At 55.7% G+C, this 15,455-nt stretch carries 15 protein-coding genes; all 15 read left to right on the top strand.

Annotated elements, in window-relative coordinates; translation table 11 throughout:
- Window positions 1-27: 27 nt before the first annotated feature.
- The 15 genes from GRF59_RS12950 (at window position 28) to GRF59_RS12880 (ending at window position 15,431) form a co-directional block, all read left to right on the top strand.
- Window positions 28-870 carry a transporter substrate-binding domain-containing protein gene (locus GRF59_RS12950; protein ID WP_160497932.1) on the top strand — a complete coding sequence of 281 codons (843 nt, stop codon included), beginning with the start codon at window positions 28-30 and terminating at the stop codon, window positions 868-870.
- A 43-nt stretch (window positions 871-913) separates the two neighbouring features.
- Window positions 914-1,699, top strand: coding sequence for an amino acid ABC transporter permease (locus GRF59_RS12945; protein ID WP_160497931.1), 786 nt, complete (start codon window positions 914-916; stop codon window positions 1,697-1,699).
- Window positions 1,696-2,406, top strand: coding sequence for an amino acid ABC transporter permease (locus tag GRF59_RS12940; protein WP_160497930.1), 711 nt, complete (start codon window positions 1,696-1,698; stop codon window positions 2,404-2,406). The genes GRF59_RS12945 and GRF59_RS12940 overlap by 4 nt, the downstream gene beginning before the upstream one ends.
- Window positions 2,403-3,155: an amino acid ABC transporter ATP-binding protein gene (locus tag GRF59_RS12935; RefSeq protein WP_160497929.1), complete on the top strand. Its 753-nt coding sequence runs from the start codon at window positions 2,403-2,405 to the stop codon at window positions 3,153-3,155. The genes GRF59_RS12940 and GRF59_RS12935 overlap by 4 nt, the downstream gene beginning before the upstream one ends.
- Window positions 3,156-3,167: 12 nt before the next feature.
- Window positions 3,168-4,184, top strand: coding sequence for an LLM class flavin-dependent oxidoreductase (locus GRF59_RS12930; RefSeq protein WP_160497928.1), 1,017 nt, complete (start codon window positions 3,168-3,170; stop codon window positions 4,182-4,184).
- 55 nt (window positions 4,185-4,239) lie between these two features.
- Entirely contained in the window at window positions 4,240-5,430 is a 1,191-nt protein-coding gene (locus GRF59_RS12925) for a M20 peptidase aminoacylase family protein (protein WP_160497927.1), read from the top strand.
- Entirely contained in the window at window positions 5,427-6,584 is a 1,158-nt protein-coding gene (gene solA, locus GRF59_RS12920) for an N-methyl-L-tryptophan oxidase (protein WP_160497926.1), read from the top strand. The genes GRF59_RS12925 and solA overlap by 4 nt, the downstream gene beginning before the upstream one ends.
- Window positions 6,585-6,596: 12 nt before the next feature.
- On the top strand, window positions 6,597-7,064 hold the full coding sequence (locus tag GRF59_RS12915; protein ID WP_160497925.1) for a DinB family protein: 468 nt from the start codon (window positions 6,597-6,599) through the stop codon (window positions 7,062-7,064).
- A 53-nt stretch (window positions 7,065-7,117) separates the two neighbouring features.
- Entirely contained in the window at window positions 7,118-8,455 is a 1,338-nt protein-coding gene (locus GRF59_RS12910) for an LLM class flavin-dependent oxidoreductase (RefSeq protein WP_160497924.1), read from the top strand.
- 13 nt (window positions 8,456-8,468) lie between these two features.
- Window positions 8,469-9,689 carry a M20 metallopeptidase family protein gene (locus GRF59_RS12905; protein WP_160497923.1) on the top strand — a complete coding sequence of 407 codons (1,221 nt, stop codon included), beginning with the start codon at window positions 8,469-8,471 and terminating at the stop codon, window positions 9,687-9,689.
- A gap of 11 nt (window positions 9,690-9,700) precedes the next feature.
- Entirely contained in the window at window positions 9,701-10,273 is a 573-nt protein-coding gene (gene ssuE, locus GRF59_RS12900) for an NADPH-dependent FMN reductase (RefSeq protein ID WP_160497922.1), read from the top strand.
- A 264-nt stretch (window positions 10,274-10,537) separates the two neighbouring features.
- Window positions 10,538-11,863: an LLM class flavin-dependent oxidoreductase gene (locus GRF59_RS12895; protein WP_160497921.1), complete on the top strand. Its 1,326-nt coding sequence runs from the start codon at window positions 10,538-10,540 to the stop codon at window positions 11,861-11,863.
- 66 nt (window positions 11,864-11,929) lie between these two features.
- Window positions 11,930-13,576 carry an ABC transporter substrate-binding protein gene (locus GRF59_RS12890; protein ID WP_202128556.1) on the top strand — a complete coding sequence of 549 codons (1,647 nt, stop codon included), beginning with the start codon at window positions 11,930-11,932 and terminating at the stop codon, window positions 13,574-13,576.
- Between the two features lie 19 nt (window positions 13,577-13,595).
- Window positions 13,596-14,522 (top strand): ABC transporter permease, encoded by a 927-nt coding sequence (locus GRF59_RS12885; RefSeq protein ID WP_160497920.1) that lies wholly within the window; start codon window positions 13,596-13,598, stop codon window positions 14,520-14,522.
- Between the two features lie 12 nt (window positions 14,523-14,534).
- A complete protein-coding gene (locus tag GRF59_RS12880; protein ID WP_160497919.1) occupies window positions 14,535-15,431 on the top strand; it encodes an ABC transporter permease in 897 nt (298 codons plus the stop codon).
- Window positions 15,432-15,455 lie beyond the last annotated feature (24 nt).

Genomic DNA, 15,455 nt, shown 5'->3' with positions numbered 1-15,455 from the left:
TAATTTGATCGAAAAGGGGATGAGATCATGCGTAAATCATGGACATTGGCTGCTCTACTGCTGCTCACGGGGGTGATTGCCGGGTGCGGATCGGATAGCGGAAAGACGGCCGGAGAAGCCAAGGAAGGAACGGCCAACGCTTCTGCGGGAGCCGTGAAAAAAATAGTAATAGGCACGGGGACGGCCTTTCCGAAGGTATGCTTCATCGATGAAAACGGCAAGCTGACCGGCTTCGACGTCGAACTGGTACGGGAAATTGACAAGCGGCTCCCGCAATACGAGTTCGAGCTGCAAACCCAGGAATTCGCGAATCTCCTGCTCAGTCTGGAGACGAAAAAAATAGATGTGGTGGCTCATGAAATGGAGAAAAATCCGGAGCGCGAGCAAAAGTACCTGTTTAATAAAGAGCCTTACGCCCACTGGAGAAACAAGATCATCGTAGGCAAAGACAATGATACCATCCATTCGCTGGATGATCTGAAAGGGAAAAAGGTGCTGACCGGCGCGACGAGCGCCGAGGCCCAGATTTTAGAGAACTACAATAAGAAAAACAACAATGCCATCAACATTGTCTATCAAAGCGGGGCGGCCAGGGATTCGGTCAGCCAGATCACGAGCGGACGCGTTGACGCCACGGTCGGTGCCGACTTTTCGCTACCGCTGATCGACCCGCAGGGCAAGCTGAAAACGACCGGGGATGATTTGTCCGAAGCCGATATTCTCTTCGTGTTCCGCAAGGATGATCCGGAGGAACAGAAGCTGGCGGATGACATTGACGGCGCCATCAAGGAATTGAAGGCGGACGGCACGCTTGGCAAAATTAGCAAGCAGTGGCTGGGAGATGACTTTACCGCCGATTCGAAGAAATAAGCCGATGAACCAAACATGATCTGAGGCAGGGAGGAGGAAGCTCATGGGAGCACCGTTTGATTATACGTATATATTCAGCTATTTTCCAAAGCTGCTGTCGACGCTTGGCATCACCCTGCTGATCGTGGCAGGCTCGCTTCTGGTGGGGATCATCATCGGATTTCTCATCGCCCTTCCCCGCCTGTACCGGATTCCGGTGCTCAATACCTTGGCCAGGGTATACGTCTCCTTTTTCCGGGGGACGCCGATTCTGATTCAGCTGTTTTTGTTCTATTACGGGTTGCCGGAAATTCTGAAGCTGGTGCATATCGATATTTCCAAAGCCCCGGTGCTCGTGTTCGTCATCCTGACCTATGGTCTTCACACCGGCGCATTTATGTCCGAGACGATCCGGGCTTCGGTTACGGCGGTGGACCGGGGGCAGGTGGAGGCCGCTTATGCCATGGGCATGAAGGGGCATCAAGCATTTACCCGGATCGTACTGCCGCAGGCGCTGGCGATTGCGGTGCCGGTATTCTCGAACCTGGTCATCGCCCTGCTGAAGGACACGTCGCTAGCCTTCACGCTCGGCGTCATGGAAATGACCGGCAAGGCGGAAACGCTGGGTGCGCTCACGCAGCATTTCGTTGAGGCATACATTTCGCTCGCGCTGATCTACCTGGTCGTAAGCTTTACGCTTGAAAAGCTGCTATTGATGGCGGAACGCCGTTTGCTAAGACATGAACAGCCGGATTCGACAGGAAACAGACGATTCAGACTGCAAAGAAAACGCGGTTACCGGCGGCTCGTCGCCGGCATTGAATCCGGTAAAGGAGGGGCAGAAGCATGAAAATCGATCCATCCTTTATTTGGACGGCTTTGGTCCAGCTGCTGTCGGCTATCCCGACGACGCTCGTGATTACGGCCGTATCCGTCACCGCCGGTTTTGTCATTGGGCTGATTACCGCGCTGCTGCGGATCTACAAAGTCCCGGTGCTCGGCCAGATTGCGACGGGTTACGTGACCTTTATCCGCGGAACGCCGATGCTTACCCATTTGCTGCTGATTTACTTCGGGCTGCCGATGCTGCTGGACGCCTTGTCCGCGCAATTCGGATGGGGGTTCAAGTCTTCCTCGATCCCGATGATCGGCTTTGCTTTCATCTCCTTTTCGATCACGGCAGGGGCCTATATGGCGGAAGTGATCCGCTCCGGTCTGCTGGCGGTGAACCGTGGACAACTCGAAGCGGCCTATTCGGTGGGCATGACGACGCCGCAGGCGCTGCGCCGGATCGTATTTCCCCAGGCGCTGGCCGTCAGCTTGCCCAATCTGTCCAATTCGGTCATTGGCATGCTGCATGGCTCGACGCTCGCTTTTACCGTATCCGTCGTAGAAATCAACGCGAAGGCGCAGATCGTGGCTTCAACCAACTGGAAGTTTTTTGAGGCGTATCTGGCGGCAGCCGTTATTTTCTGGGGCTTGACGCTCCTGATCGAACGCATTACCGCAGTCATCGAGAAACGAATCAATTTGTACAATCGAGGTGGTGTAGCATGATCAAACTGACCCATATTAGCAAATCGTTCGGACGCCACCAGGTGCTGAAGCAAATTGACCTGACCGTGGAAAAAGGCGAAGTGGTCGTCATTCTAGGTCCCAGCGGCTCCGGCAAAACGACGCTTCTGCGCTGCGTGAATTATCTCGAGAAGCCAAGCGACGGCGAAATCGCCATCGGCGATTATCGCCTGAGCTGCAAACATGCAAGTAAAAAAGACATCCACCAGCTCCGCCAGAAATCGGCGATGGTGTTTCAGCAGTACAATCTGTTCAAACATAAGACCGCATTGGAAAACGTGATGGAAGGCCTCGTGGTCGTGAAGAAACTGCCGAAGGAAGAGGCGAAGACGCGGAGTATCGCACTGCTTGAAAAGGTGGGACTTGGAAGCAAGCTGGATGCTTATCCGAGCCAGCTCTCCGGCGGGCAGCAGCAGCGCGTGGGAATCGCCAGGGCACTGGCGCTTGAGCCGGAAGTGATTTTATTCGATGAACCTACATCGGCACTGGATCCGGAATTGGTCGGCGAGGTGCTGGCCGTGATCCGGAAGATTGCGAAGGAAGGCATCACGATGATCGTGGTCACGCATGAAATGGGCTTTGCGAGGGATGTGGCGAATCACGTGGTGTTCATGGACGGCGGCGTTATCGTCGAGGAGGGACCACCCGCGGAGCTGTTTAATCATCCCAAGGAAGAGCGGACCAAACAGTTTCTGAAGCGGATTACCCCTGAACTTAACTATAGTATTTAGGAGGCAAAAGGTATGGCGATTACAATAAGCGTTCTCGATCAAAGTCCGATCTACCCGGGAGAGACGGGAGCAGAAGCACTGGCGCGCACGGTATTGCTGGCGCAGAAGTCGGAGGAGCTTGGCTTCCGGCGATTCTGGGTTTCGGAGCACCACGACTCCGAGCAGCTGGCAGGCTCTTCCCCGGAGGTACTGATCTCCTACCTGTTGGCCCGAACGGAAAAGATCCGCATCGGATCTGGAGGCGTAATGCTTCAGCATTACAGTCCGTATAAGGTGGCCGAGAATTTTAACGTGCTGGCCTCGCTCGCACCCGGACGCGTCGATCTTGGAATCGGACGCGCGCCGGGCGGCCTGCCCCGCAGCACGCAAGCGCTGCAGCGCGGAAATGCCGACGCGGCCTCATTAACGGACAAAATCGTGGAGCTGGACGGATATGTTCATAACCGTCTTGCGGATGATCACCTCTTGGCGGGACTAAAAGCAGCCCCTTTGCCCGAAAATCCGCCTGAGCTGTACGTGCTTGGAGCCAGCGTCGGAAGCGCGGAAATCGCAGCCGGTTTAGGTCTTCCCTATGTATTCTCTTTGTTTATCAATGGCGAAGAAGCGGTAGCGCTGGAAGCGATTCGCAGCTACCGGAATGCCTTTAACGCTGAGCGCGGCACGCAGCCGCAGATTATTATCGCTCTCGCCGTTGCCGTCGCGGATACCGAAGAAGAGGCGGCTGCCCTCGTAGGGGCACAGAAGCTTGTGAAGATTCACTTGGCCAGCGGAAAGACGTTGACGCTCGGAACCCGCGAGCAGGCGGAGGAATTCGGACGCCAGGCGAACGAAGAATATACGATCGAAGAGCAGGAGCCTTTCATAACGAAAGGAACCCAAGCAACCGTTCGGGCAAAGCTTGAGGCGTTGCATCAGGCCTCCGGCGTGGAAGAGTTTATCGTTACGAGCAATATCGCTCCGTTCGATAAACGGCTGCGCTCGTTTGAACTGTTAAGCGAGGCGCTGAGCGAGACGGTCGCTGAGGCATAGAGAAGAAATTGACTACGATTATAAGCATGGACAATAAGAACAGGAGGATGATGTGATGACTGGCCATCAACTGGAGTCCGTATCCGGAACCGACTATGAAAAATTCATTCAAATCCGTCGCCATCTGCACCAATATCCGGAGCTTTCGAACGAGGAATTCGAGACGACGAAGTTCATCCGCAAGCGGCTGGAGGAAGCCGATATCCGGATTCTGGATTGCGCCCTGGCAACCGGTGTGATCGCCGAAGTCGGCGGTCTTCTTCAAGGCCCCGTGATAGCGCTGAGAGCAGATATTGATGCGCTGCCGGTTCAGGAAGAGACGGGGCTTGATTTTGCTTCGAAGATTCCAGGCAAAATGCATGCCTGCGGGCATGATTTTCATACCGCGTCCCTGTTGGGAACGGCTTATGCCCTGAAAGAGAGGGAAAGCGAACTGCAGGGAACGGTCAGGCTGATCTTTCAGCCGGCCGAAGAGAAGGCCCAAGGGGCGAAGCAGATCGTAGACAGTGGAGCTCTCGATGGCGTGCAGGCGATATTCGGCATGCATAATAAGCCGGACTTGCCGGTGGGCACAATGGGTATTAAAAGCGGTCCATTGATGGCTGCTGCCGACGGCTTTGTCGTGGAGATCAGCGGCAAAGGCTCCCATGCGGCCGTTCCGGAAGCCGGACTCGACCCGGTCGTGACTGCGGCCCATGTCATTACGGCGCTTCAGTCGATCGTAAGCCGGAACGTGAGCGCCCTGCAAAGCGCGGTCATTAGCGTAACTCAGCTCCACAGCGGCACGGCCTGGAACGTGATCCCGGATAAAGCCGTGCTGGAAGGCACGATCCGGACCTTTGACGATCAGGTGCGGCTTACGGTATTGGATCGTTTCAGCCAGGTGGTCGATGGCGTAACGACGGCGCTTGGCACGAGCGGCGGCGTGCGCTGGATTGAGGGACCGCCTCCGGTAAACAACGACGAGGCGCTTGCACAGCTCGGACTTGAGGCAGCTGCTGCCGCGGGGTTCGAAACGGTCGTGCCTGTGCCTTCGCCTGCAGGAGAGGATTTCGCTGTATATCAGCGGGAGATTCCAGGGCTATTCGTCTTCATGGGAACAGCGGGGACGCAGGAATGGCATCATCCGGCGTTTACGCTCGATGAAGCCGCGATCCCTGTAAGCATTCGCTTTTTCACGGAGCTTGCGGAACATGCCCTGAAGCAGTTGCATTCCGGCAGAGGCGAAGGACCGTCCTATCCATGAAAAGCTACGACGTCATTATCGTCGGAGCGGGCTCGATGGGCATGAGCGCCGGGTATTATCTTGCCAGGCGTGGCGTGCGTACGCTGCTGATCGATGCATTTGATCCGCCGCACCGCGAAGGCAGCCATCATGGAGAACCGAGGTTGATCCGCCACGCTTATAGCGGGCATGCCGTCTATACAGGCATGGCGATTCGTGCCCACGAGCTGTGGAATGAACTGGAGGAGCGGATGGAGAGGAAATTGCTGATCCAGTCCGGTGTCCTGAATATCACGGACACGCAGATCAATTCTTTTGATGAACGGATTGCCGAAGCCGCCAAACAGGGAGTTCATACGGAAAAGCTGAACGCGGACGACATCCGTAAACGCTGGAAGGGGCTGGAGCTTCCCAATCATTTCGAAGCGATGTATGAGCCGGCTGCCGGATATTTGTGCAGCGAAGCCTGCGTCGATTCGTATAAGGCGCTGGCACTCGCCCATGGCGCCGAGCTGCTGCCTCATACGGCAGTCTGCGGCATTACCGCCCGAAGAGGCAGCGTCGTGGTCCATACCCGCACTGCCAAATTTCATGGAGCGAAACTGATTCTGACCGCGGGAGCTTGGTTCAGTACGCTGGCCCCGTTCATTTCGCTCCCCGTTAGAGCCGTCCGCAAAACGGTCGGTTGGTTTGAAACCGGCAGTTCCGATTTTCATGCCGGGAAATTCCCGGGGTTTACGCTGCATACCCAAGAGGGCGGTTATTATGGTTTTCCGGACATTGGCGGAGCGGGGCTTAAAATCGGCCGTCATGATACCGGGCTGGAATGGAAGCCTGGAGAGCCACTGTTACCATTTGGCAGCTTGAATGAGGATGAGGGAGATCTGCGCGGCGTTCTCGGTAAGTATATGCCCGCAGCCGCAGGCCGGTTGTCCAAAGGCACGGTGTGCAAATACGAGATGTCGCCTGATGAAGATTTTATCATCGACCGGCATCCTCATTATCCGCATATCGTTGTGGCCGGAGGTTTTTCGGGTCATGGATTCAAATTCTCGAGCGTTGTCGGCGAAATCTGTTCTCAACTCGTTTTGGACGAAGCGTCGCAGCATGACATACGTCCGTTTGCGCTCTCACGTTTTGCTCAGCAGGCATCGCCTGCGCCAAGCTTTGCATAAGGAGGAGATTGAATGAGCGAGATCGATTTGGAAGATTTCCTGAATACCCACGGCCAACTGCTGGCCGCGGTGGAAGAATTGAGCGAGGAGCAGCTGACATGGAAGCCGTCCCCGCAGGTCTGGAGCGTGCAGGAGGTGGTTTCCCACCTCGTCGATCATAGCTTCGTAATCTCGTTTCGGATTCGGGATATTCTCGCCGGAACCTCGGCGCAGCTTCCGGCATTCAATCAGGATGCCTGGGTGAGCGGCCAATATTCGAACCGTGGACGGATTTCGGATATTCTGGATGCCTTCCATGGCATCTTGGAATACAACAGCCTGCTCGTCGGACGGTTAAGCGATGAAGAGCTGGAGAAGACCGGCATTAACTTTAAGGGCGAGACGGTGAGCGTCAAGGCGATCATCCAGGGATTTACACGTCACGTTCATGGTCACCTCGGACAAATCGAACGGATTAAGCAGGCGCAAGCCTTGGTGTAAGACACGAGCACTTCTGTAAGAGGGATTGTATATCCGAAAAGGAGGATGAACATATGGCAAAGCAAAAACAGTTAAAGTTGGGAGCTCTCCTGCACGGCGTCGGTGGAGGCACGTCCCTATGGAGGCATCCGGACACGGATGCGGGCGCAAGCGTTAATTTCGAGATCTACAAGAGCTGGGTCCAAAAGGCCGAAGAAGGCAAGCTGGACCTGATCTTCATCGCGGATGGATTGTATATCAACGAAAAATCGATTCCCCACTTTCTGAACCGCTTCGAGCCGATCACCATCCTGAGCGCCCTTGCCGCCGTCAGCAAGAACATCGGCCTTGTCGGCACGCTGTCCACTTCGTACAGTGAACCGTTTACGGTTTCGCGCCAATTCGGTTCCCTGGATGTCATCAGCGGCGGCCGTGCCGGTTGGAACGTGGTTACTTCCCCGCTCGAAGGCTCGGCGCTGAATTACGGCAAAAAGGAGCATCCCGAGCATGACAAACGCTACCGAATCGCAACGGAATATCTGGAGGTCGCGCGCGGGTTGTGGGATTCCTGGGAGGACGACGCTTTTGTCCGCGACAAGGAAACGGGAGTGTTCTTTGACCGTGAGAAAATGCATGAGCTGAATCATGAAGGCGAGTTTTTCTCGGTCAAAGGACCGCTGAATATTGCCCGCTCGAAACAGGGAGGGCCGGTTATTTTCCAGGCCGGCGCTTCGGAAGTCGGTAAAAATTATGCTTCGAAGGAAGCGGACGCCATTTTCGCGGGTGCCGAGAACCTCGAAGAGGCGGTTCGGTTCGCGCAGGACGTGAAGGCCCGCGCTGCAGCCTTTGGTCGCAATCCGGACGATGTGCTGATATTCCCGGGCATCGGGCCGATCATTGGCCGCACCGAGGAAGAGGCGGAGCGCAAATATCAGGAAGTGGCGAGTCTCGTGACGATCGAGAATGCGCTTAATTACCTGGGACGCTTCTTCGAGCATCATGACTTTTCGCAATATCCGCTGGATGAGCCGTTTCCGGAGCTTGGAGATTTGGGCAAGAACAGCTTTCAAAGCGGTACGGACAAGATCAAGAAGGACGCGAAGGAGAAGGGCCTGACGCTAAGACAGGTGGCGCTTCAATCGGCGACTCCTCGCGGCAGCTTTATTGGAACAGCGGAGCAGGTGGCGGACCGGGTACAGGAATGGTTCGAAGCGGGAGCAGCGGACGGATTCATGATTACGGCGTCGGTCCCTCGCGGACTTGAGGATTTCGTGGATCAGGTGGTGCCGATTCTGCAGGAGCGGGGAATTTTCAGAACCGAATATGAGAGCGATACGCTCCGGGGCAATCTCGGTTTATCAGTCCCGGAGAACCGTTATGCCAAGGCCAAAGCGGAAGCTGTCCGTTCCTGAATAGACTCCGGATATGAATCTTATGGAACGAACGGAAGAGATGATGGCGTATGCCGGAACCCTTCATGATGAGCTGGTTATCATTCGCCGTGATTTGCACAGCCATCCGGAGCTGTTATATGACGTGACCCGGACGGCGGACATCGTGGCTGACCTGCTCGAATCTTGGGACATTGAAGTGCAAAGAAGTGTCGGTCCCCATTTTGGAAAAGGCGTGACCGGCACGCTGCGCGGAGAAGCAGGCGAAGGTCCGTTGATTCTGCTTCGCGCGGATATGGACGCCCTGCCGATTCATGAAGAGAACGACGTTCCGTACAAGTCGCTGCATGAGGGAATCATGCATGCCTGCGGGCATGATGCGCATACCGCCATGCTGCTTGGGGCTGCCAAGACCTTATCGAGATTTCGCCGACGCATCCGCGGATCGGTCCGCTTCGTGTTCCAGCCCGCGGAGGAAGGCGCGGCCAAGAGCCCGCTGGACGGCCGGCTGCTGTCGGGCGGCCGCGACATGATCGAAGCGGGCATTCTGGAAGGCGTGGACCGCTGCTACGCGCTGCATGTCATGCCCGAACTCCCAGTGGGAACCTTGGGCATCCATGAGCATTATGCGATGGCGGCATCCAGCCATTTCAAAATCCGCTTCACCGGAACGCCGGGCCATCACAGCGCCCCGCACCATGCGGTGGACGCCCTTCAGATGGCGACCCGGTTCGTTACGGAGGTTAACGGCCTGATGGCCAATAAGGTGGACCCGACCGAGGCAGCCGTGCTCGCCTTTGGTACGCTGCAGGCGGGCACCGCCATTAATGTCATTGCCGCTCACAGCGAACTGACAGGAACCTTCAGAGCTTTCGCCAAAGAGACGGTCGCGGCGATTACGGATGGTCTACGGCGAATCGGTACCTCTATCGCGGATGTTGCCGGAGGCAGCATCGAGATGGAGCTGCGCGAAGGCATTGCCGTGGTGAACGATGCGGCAGAGGTGGTTCGCATCATGTCTGCGGCCGTGGATGTTCTGGGAGAGCGACAGGTCTGCACACTCTCACCCCCAAGCCTGGCCGGCGAGGATTTCGGCTGGTATCTGGACCGTGTTCCCGGGGCGTTCGCTTTTATTGGCTGCGGCAATGCTGCCCGAGGGATCGTCCACGCGATCCATCAGCCCCGGTTTGATCTGGATGAGAGCATTCTCGTGCAAGGCGCACGTATTCTGGCGAAATTAGCCGTTCAACCCTAAGGAGGATGAAGATGACAAAAATCGCTTTGATTGCAGGAAGTCCTGCAAACGGATCACGGTTATTCGGCTTGGTTCAATACGCGACGGATCATCTGGCGCTGTCCGGCTTTGACATCGACTTGATCTCGGCTGCGGATCTTCCCGCAGAGGATCTCCTCCGCGCGGATTTCAATAGTACGGCCATCCGGAAGGCGCTTGCCTCCGTGGAGCAGGCAGACGCCGTCATCATTGCCAGTCCCGTATTTAAGGCATCTTATTCCGGCGCGCTGAAGACCATTCTAGACCTTGTGCCGCAAAAAGGCTTTCAGGGCAAAGTGGTGCTGCCGCTTTTTATCGGCGGCACGATTGCGCATTTGCTTGCCGTGGATTATGCGTTGAAGCCGGTTGTGGCCGCACTCGGAGGAACGAATATACTGGGCGGCGTATTCGCTGTCGACGGATGGATCAGTCGCACGGAGCATGGCGGTTTTGAGCTGACTGAACCGTTGAAGGAGCGCCTGGATGCTTCCCTCAGCGAATTGATCCTTGAACTTGAACATTATGCTGCCGTTTCGGCTCGGAACAAGCAGGAACAGGCCGTCTAGGAAATGTTCATGCAAAGGGCCCAATCCAAAACCGCGATCGGTCAGATCGTGGTTTTTGGTGCTGGAATGGCAGGGGAAAAGGGAGTCCGATAGAGTTTGGCAAATCGGGGATAGAAGTTCTCTATATGCTCTTGTGGAAGGTAAAACGATGATGATAGAGTAAGCACAACATTAATTCCGACTATACACATTGTAAATATTATATTGAGATGTGTATAGTCGGAAGGTTACATATCCAAATTTCAAGCAAAGGTGGAGTGAGCAATGGGCAGAAAAAGACAGTTGAGACTGGGGGCGTCCATCCATGGGGTTGGAAGCAGCCACACAGCATGGAGGCACCCGAAGATTCTTTCGGATGCAAGCGTAAATCTTGATTTTTATACCGGGCAGGCGCAGAAGGCTGAGGAAGGAAAATTCGATTTTGTATTCGTTGCTGACGGGCTGTACATCAATGACAAATCGATCCCGCATTTTCTGAGCCGGTTTGAACCCATTACGATTCTATCGGCATTGGCTGCAGTTACTTCCCGCATTGGACTCGTCGGTACGCTGTCGACCTCGTACAGCGAGCCATTCACCGTAGCCAGACAATTCGCGTCCATCGATCACATCAGCGGCGGACGCGCGGGATGGAATGTCGTGACTTCCCCGCTTGAAGGGACGGCGCTGAATTTCGGCGGCAAACGGCATCCGGAGCATTCAGAGCGGTACCACATCGCAGAGGAATATTTGGAGGTGGCAAAGGGGCTGTGGGATTCCTGGGAGGATGACGCATTTGTCCGCGACAAGAAAAGCGGAACGTTTTTCGATCCCGGCAAGCTGCACCGCCTGAATCACGAGGGCGAGCATTTCTCCGTGCAGGGGCCGCTTAATATCGCAAGGTCACGCCAGGGCCAGCCGGTGATTTTTCAGGCGGGATCATCGGACAGCGGGCGCAACCTTGCAGCGAAAACGGCAGATGCCGTCTTTACGGGACCGGATTCCATCGAGGAAGCCAAAGCTTTTTATAAGGACGTCAAGCAGCGTGCGGCTGCGGCCGGAAGATCGGCTGACGAAATTTTGATTCTCCCGGGAATCGGACCGATCGTTGGCGCGACTGCGGAGGATGCGGAGCGGAAATACCACGAAATCGCGGATTTGGTCACGCCTGAAAAAGCGCTGGAATACCTCGGCAGATACTTTGAGCATCATGATTTTTCGCAATATCCGCTGGATGATCCTTTTCCCGACCTCGGGGATTTCGGCTCCAACAGTTTCCGCAGCACGACCGACCGGATTAAAAAACAGGCCAAGGAGCAGCATCTGACGCTGCGCCAGGTGGCTCTGCAGGAAGCGACGCCAAGAACGAGTTTTATCGGCACGCCGGAGCAAGTGGCCGATGTCGTGCAGCGATGGTTTGAAGAGGAAGCAGCTGACGGATTTATCGTCGGAGCCAGCGTGCCGGGAGGGCTGGAGGACTTTGTGGACTTGGTCGTACCCATTCTCCGTGAGCGCGGATTATTCCGGGAGGAATACGAAGCCGACACGCTGCGCGGAAATTTGGGGATCCCGATTCCAGCCAACCGTTATTCGAAGCAAAAGGCGCTGTAGACCGGCAAGGATGCTTGGGGAAGATGAGCCTCCCCTTTGAATGGAGAATGGAGGGAATATCCGAATATGAAAGTCCGCAAACGTAAAGAAACTATGCTTGCCGTCGCGCTGGTGATGACACTTCTGTTGACTGCCTGTGCGGGAGGCAAACCTGCTGCCGAAGGGCAGAATGCCGCTGCGCAGGGCAGCGGAGAGCAGGCCGCCGTCCAAGGCGGTGAGCTCACCTTCGCGCTCGCCACATCACCCGATACGCTGGATCCCCATCGCAGCGGATTGGCCGTAGCGGTTCGGGTGATCCGAACGATACATGACAGCCTGGTGGTGCAGCTTCCGGACCATTCAATCAAGCCATGGCTCGCCACCGAATGGAGTGTTTCGGATGACGGACTGAGTTATACGTTCAAGCTGCGCAAGGACGTCACATTCCATGACGGAACGCCGTTTAACGCCGAGGCGGTCAAATTCAATTTTGACCGGATCCTCGACCCGGCCACCAAGGCAGCCAATGCAGCCGCGCTGCTTCAGCCCTATAAATCGTCGGAAGTGATCGATGAATATACGGTGAAGCTGAATTTGTCCACGCCTTCAAGAGCTTTTCTCGGGAATTTGAGTCAGGCTCTTCTGGGCATCGTGTCGCCGACCGCAGCCAAGAAATACGGGGATCAACTGGGACAGCATCCTGTCGGTACCGGCCCGTTCAAATTCGTGAAATGGGATGAAAATGCCGAGATCAAGGTTGAACGCAACCCGGACTATCATTGGGCGCCGGAGCTGGTGACAAACCAAGGGGCTCCGCACCTGAACGGCATTGACTTCAAGATCGTGCCAGAGGAAGCCACACGGATCGGAAGCGTGCAGAGCAAGCAGGTGCTCGCAGCCGAAACCGTGCCTCCGCAACATATATTGACGCTGAAGAACGATGCCCATTTTCAGTTGCTCGAGGCAAACACTGTGGGTCTGCCGTATACGCTCTTTTTCAATCAGGACCGGGAACCGTGGAACGATGTGAAGGCAAGGCAGGCGGTCCAGCTCGCCGTCGACGTCGATTCGATCGTAAAGACATTGTATCTGGGCACGTACCAACGGGCCTGGTCGCCGCTGACTCCGGGCACGTTCGGCTATGATCCTTCGCTTGAGAATGCCGTCAAGCCGGATATCGCCAAAGCCAATCAGCTGTTGGATGAGCTGGGCTGGGTGAAGGGAGCCGATGGGGTCAGGGTCAAAGAGGGGAAAAAACTGACGTTGCATTATGTCGACGGCACCCCGAACCGCGAGAAACGCAATGATATTGCAGTGATCGTGCAGCAGCAATTGAAGCAGATCGGCGTCGCCGTGGAGATTGAGATTACGAAAGATGTCCGTACCGTGGTATATACGAACGGGAGCTATGATCTGTATGGGAACAGCCAAGTCAACTCCGATCCGAACGCGCTTTACTCGTTCTATCATACCTCCGATCCGAATGGACGGCCGAGTCTGCCGCGACTGTCCAACAAGGACGTGGATGAGTGGCTTGAGCAAGCGTTGGTAGAGAAGGATGATGCCAAGCGTGAGGAACTGTATAAAAAGGTTCAGCATTACATCATCGATAACGCCGTTATCATTCCGGTTTACGTCTTTCCGTACACCGTGGCCGCGGTCAAGTCGGTTACCGGTCTTTCTTTCGACACGCTTGGGTATCCGCTGTTCAATGATGTGTCCATACAACCATAGAAGGGAGGGTAACGGCTGAATGGCTTGGATCGTTGCAAAAAGGCTTGGTTCCTCTCTGCTTGTCATTTTCGGCTCGCTCGTATTGGTGTTTACCATTCTGTACGTGCTTCCCGGAGATCCCACGGATACGATGATCGATCCATCCGTCGCGACGCCGGAAGTCATCGCGAACCTCCGTCAGCAGTTGGGGATTGACCAGCCGTTCCATATCCAATTTCTTCGTTACTTGATGAATATGATTCAAGGGGACTTTGGCAAATCACTGATTAATTCCGATCCGGTTCTGCCCAAGATTCTGGAGCATTTTCCCGCAACATTGGCCCTGACTGCCGCAAGCTCATTCGTATCCGTTGTCGTTGGTGTGGTGCTGGGTGTTCTATCCGCGGTTCACCGGAACCGGGCGATCGATTTGATCGCCCGGCTGATCGGGCTGTTCGGCATTTCCATGCCGACCTTCTGGTCCGGCATTCTGCTGATTCTGATCTTCTCGATTACGCTCGGCTGGTTTCCGGCCATGGGCTCGGATGGTTGGAACACGCTGGTGCTGCCGGCTCTGGCGCTGGGCACCGTGGGTGCGGGCTTTATCGTCAGAATGGTCCGCAACAGCATGCTGGAGGTCATCAGCGAACAGTTTATCGTCACGTTGCGTTCCAAAGGGTTGGGGGAGAAGGCGATTATGTACCGGCATGCGCTTCGCAATGCGATGATTCCCGCCGTGACCATGATCGGGATGCTGATCGGGGAGATGCTCGCCGGGACGGTCGTCATCGAGACCGTATTTTCGAGACAGGGCATCGGGCGTATCATTGCAGACGGTATCATGGCCAAGGATTTGCCGGTCGTCCAGGGCGTCATTTTATTTTCCGCAGTCATTTATGTCGTTGTGAATCTGCTCGTGGATCTATCGTATAGCTTCATTGATCCGCGGGTCAGACGTTCAGCATAAGGAGGGAAAACGATGCGAGAGGCGGTATCCGCCGAAGCCGTGTGGGTAGAGCCTAGGCAGGAGGTTCAACCTGTCCGCAAAGCCCGCCGTTTCACGGCAAACGATCTTTTTTTATGCGGGGCGGGGATCATCATTTTTTTCATTGTCGCTTGTGCGGCCGTGCCGTCATGGATTGCGCCTTATGCTCCGACGGAAATGCTGCCGGGCAGCATCCTGCTGAAGCCTAGCATGGAGCACTTATTCGGAACCGATTATTTCGGAAGGGATATATTCAGCGTTATGGTGCATGGCAGCCGGGATTCTCTTTTGATCGGCTTTGCTTCCGTATTGGTCGGGGGTCTTCTTGGCGGCACGATCGGGGCCGTCTCCGGCTATGCCGGCGGATGGGTGGATACGGTGATCATGCGGCTCAATGATATATGGATGACGATTCCCGGCATTTTGCTGGCACTTGCCATCGCAGGGGCACTCGGGCCCAGCCTGTTTAACATCGTTCTGGCGGTGGCCGTCTCGGCCGTTCCGGGTTATGCCCGCGTGATGAGAGCGCAGGTCATGAGCATCAAGAACAGGACCTTCGTCAGGGCATCCATGTCCATCGGCGCTTCGCCGCTGCGCGTGTTCTGGAGGCATGTCCTGCCGAACAGCCTGTCACCGCTGCTCGTCATGGCGACGATCGGAATCGGGACCTCGATTCTGACTGGCTCCGGCCTTAGCTTTCTCGGTCTCGGCGTTCTCCGGGAAATCCCGGATTGGGGCACGCTGCTATCCCAAGGCAGGGGATACTTAACCGTTGCCTGGTGGATCTGTACCTTTCCCGGTCTCGCCATCACGGCTTTTGTCCTGTCGGTGAACATCATCGGCGACCGGCTCAGGGATCATTTCGATCCGAAAAAACTTACGCAGCGATAGGAGGGAGCACTTTGGGCACACTGC

This window comes from Paenibacillus dendrobii (genome assembly GCF_009807035.1).
In the GTDB taxonomy this organism is placed as follows: domain Bacteria; phylum Bacillota; class Bacilli; order Paenibacillales; family Paenibacillaceae; genus Paenibacillus_AQ; species Paenibacillus_AQ dendrobii.
Note: the sequence above shows the minus strand (reverse complement) of the source record. Positions and strands in the feature narration are given on the sequence as shown.

What these genes read in the sequence shown, in the direction of transcription:
- GRF59_RS12950 (WP_160497932.1), top strand. Translation starts at nt 28, where the DNA reads ATGCGTAAATCATGGACATTGGCTGCTCTACTGCTGCTCACGGGGGTG.
- GRF59_RS12945 (WP_160497931.1), top strand. Translation starts at nt 914, where the DNA reads ATGGGAGCACCGTTTGATTATACGTATATATTCAGCTATTTTCCAAAG.
- GRF59_RS12940 (WP_160497930.1), top strand. Translation starts at nt 1,696, where the DNA reads ATGAAAATCGATCCATCCTTTATTTGGACGGCTTTGGTCCAGCTGCTG.
- GRF59_RS12935 (WP_160497929.1), top strand. Translation starts at nt 2,403, where the DNA reads ATGATCAAACTGACCCATATTAGCAAATCGTTCGGACGCCACCAGGTG.
- GRF59_RS12930 (WP_160497928.1), top strand. Translation starts at nt 3,168, where the DNA reads ATGGCGATTACAATAAGCGTTCTCGATCAAAGTCCGATCTACCCGGGA.
- GRF59_RS12925 (WP_160497927.1), top strand. Translation starts at nt 4,240, where the DNA reads ATGACTGGCCATCAACTGGAGTCCGTATCCGGAACCGACTATGAAAAA.
- solA (WP_160497926.1), top strand. Translation starts at nt 5,427, where the DNA reads ATGAAAAGCTACGACGTCATTATCGTCGGAGCGGGCTCGATGGGCATG.
- GRF59_RS12915 (WP_160497925.1), top strand. Translation starts at nt 6,597, where the DNA reads ATGAGCGAGATCGATTTGGAAGATTTCCTGAATACCCACGGCCAACTG.
- GRF59_RS12910 (WP_160497924.1), top strand. Translation starts at nt 7,118, where the DNA reads ATGGCAAAGCAAAAACAGTTAAAGTTGGGAGCTCTCCTGCACGGCGTC.
- GRF59_RS12905 (WP_160497923.1), top strand. Translation starts at nt 8,469, where the DNA reads ATGAATCTTATGGAACGAACGGAAGAGATGATGGCGTATGCCGGAACC.
- ssuE (WP_160497922.1), top strand. Translation starts at nt 9,701, where the DNA reads ATGACAAAAATCGCTTTGATTGCAGGAAGTCCTGCAAACGGATCACGG.
- GRF59_RS12895 (WP_160497921.1), top strand. Translation starts at nt 10,538, where the DNA reads ATGGGCAGAAAAAGACAGTTGAGACTGGGGGCGTCCATCCATGGGGTT.
- GRF59_RS12890 (WP_202128556.1), top strand. Translation starts at nt 11,930, where the DNA reads ATGAAAGTCCGCAAACGTAAAGAAACTATGCTTGCCGTCGCGCTGGTG.
- GRF59_RS12885 (WP_160497920.1), top strand. Translation starts at nt 13,596, where the DNA reads ATGGCTTGGATCGTTGCAAAAAGGCTTGGTTCCTCTCTGCTTGTCATT.
- GRF59_RS12880 (WP_160497919.1), top strand. Translation starts at nt 14,535, where the DNA reads ATGCGAGAGGCGGTATCCGCCGAAGCCGTGTGGGTAGAGCCTAGGCAG.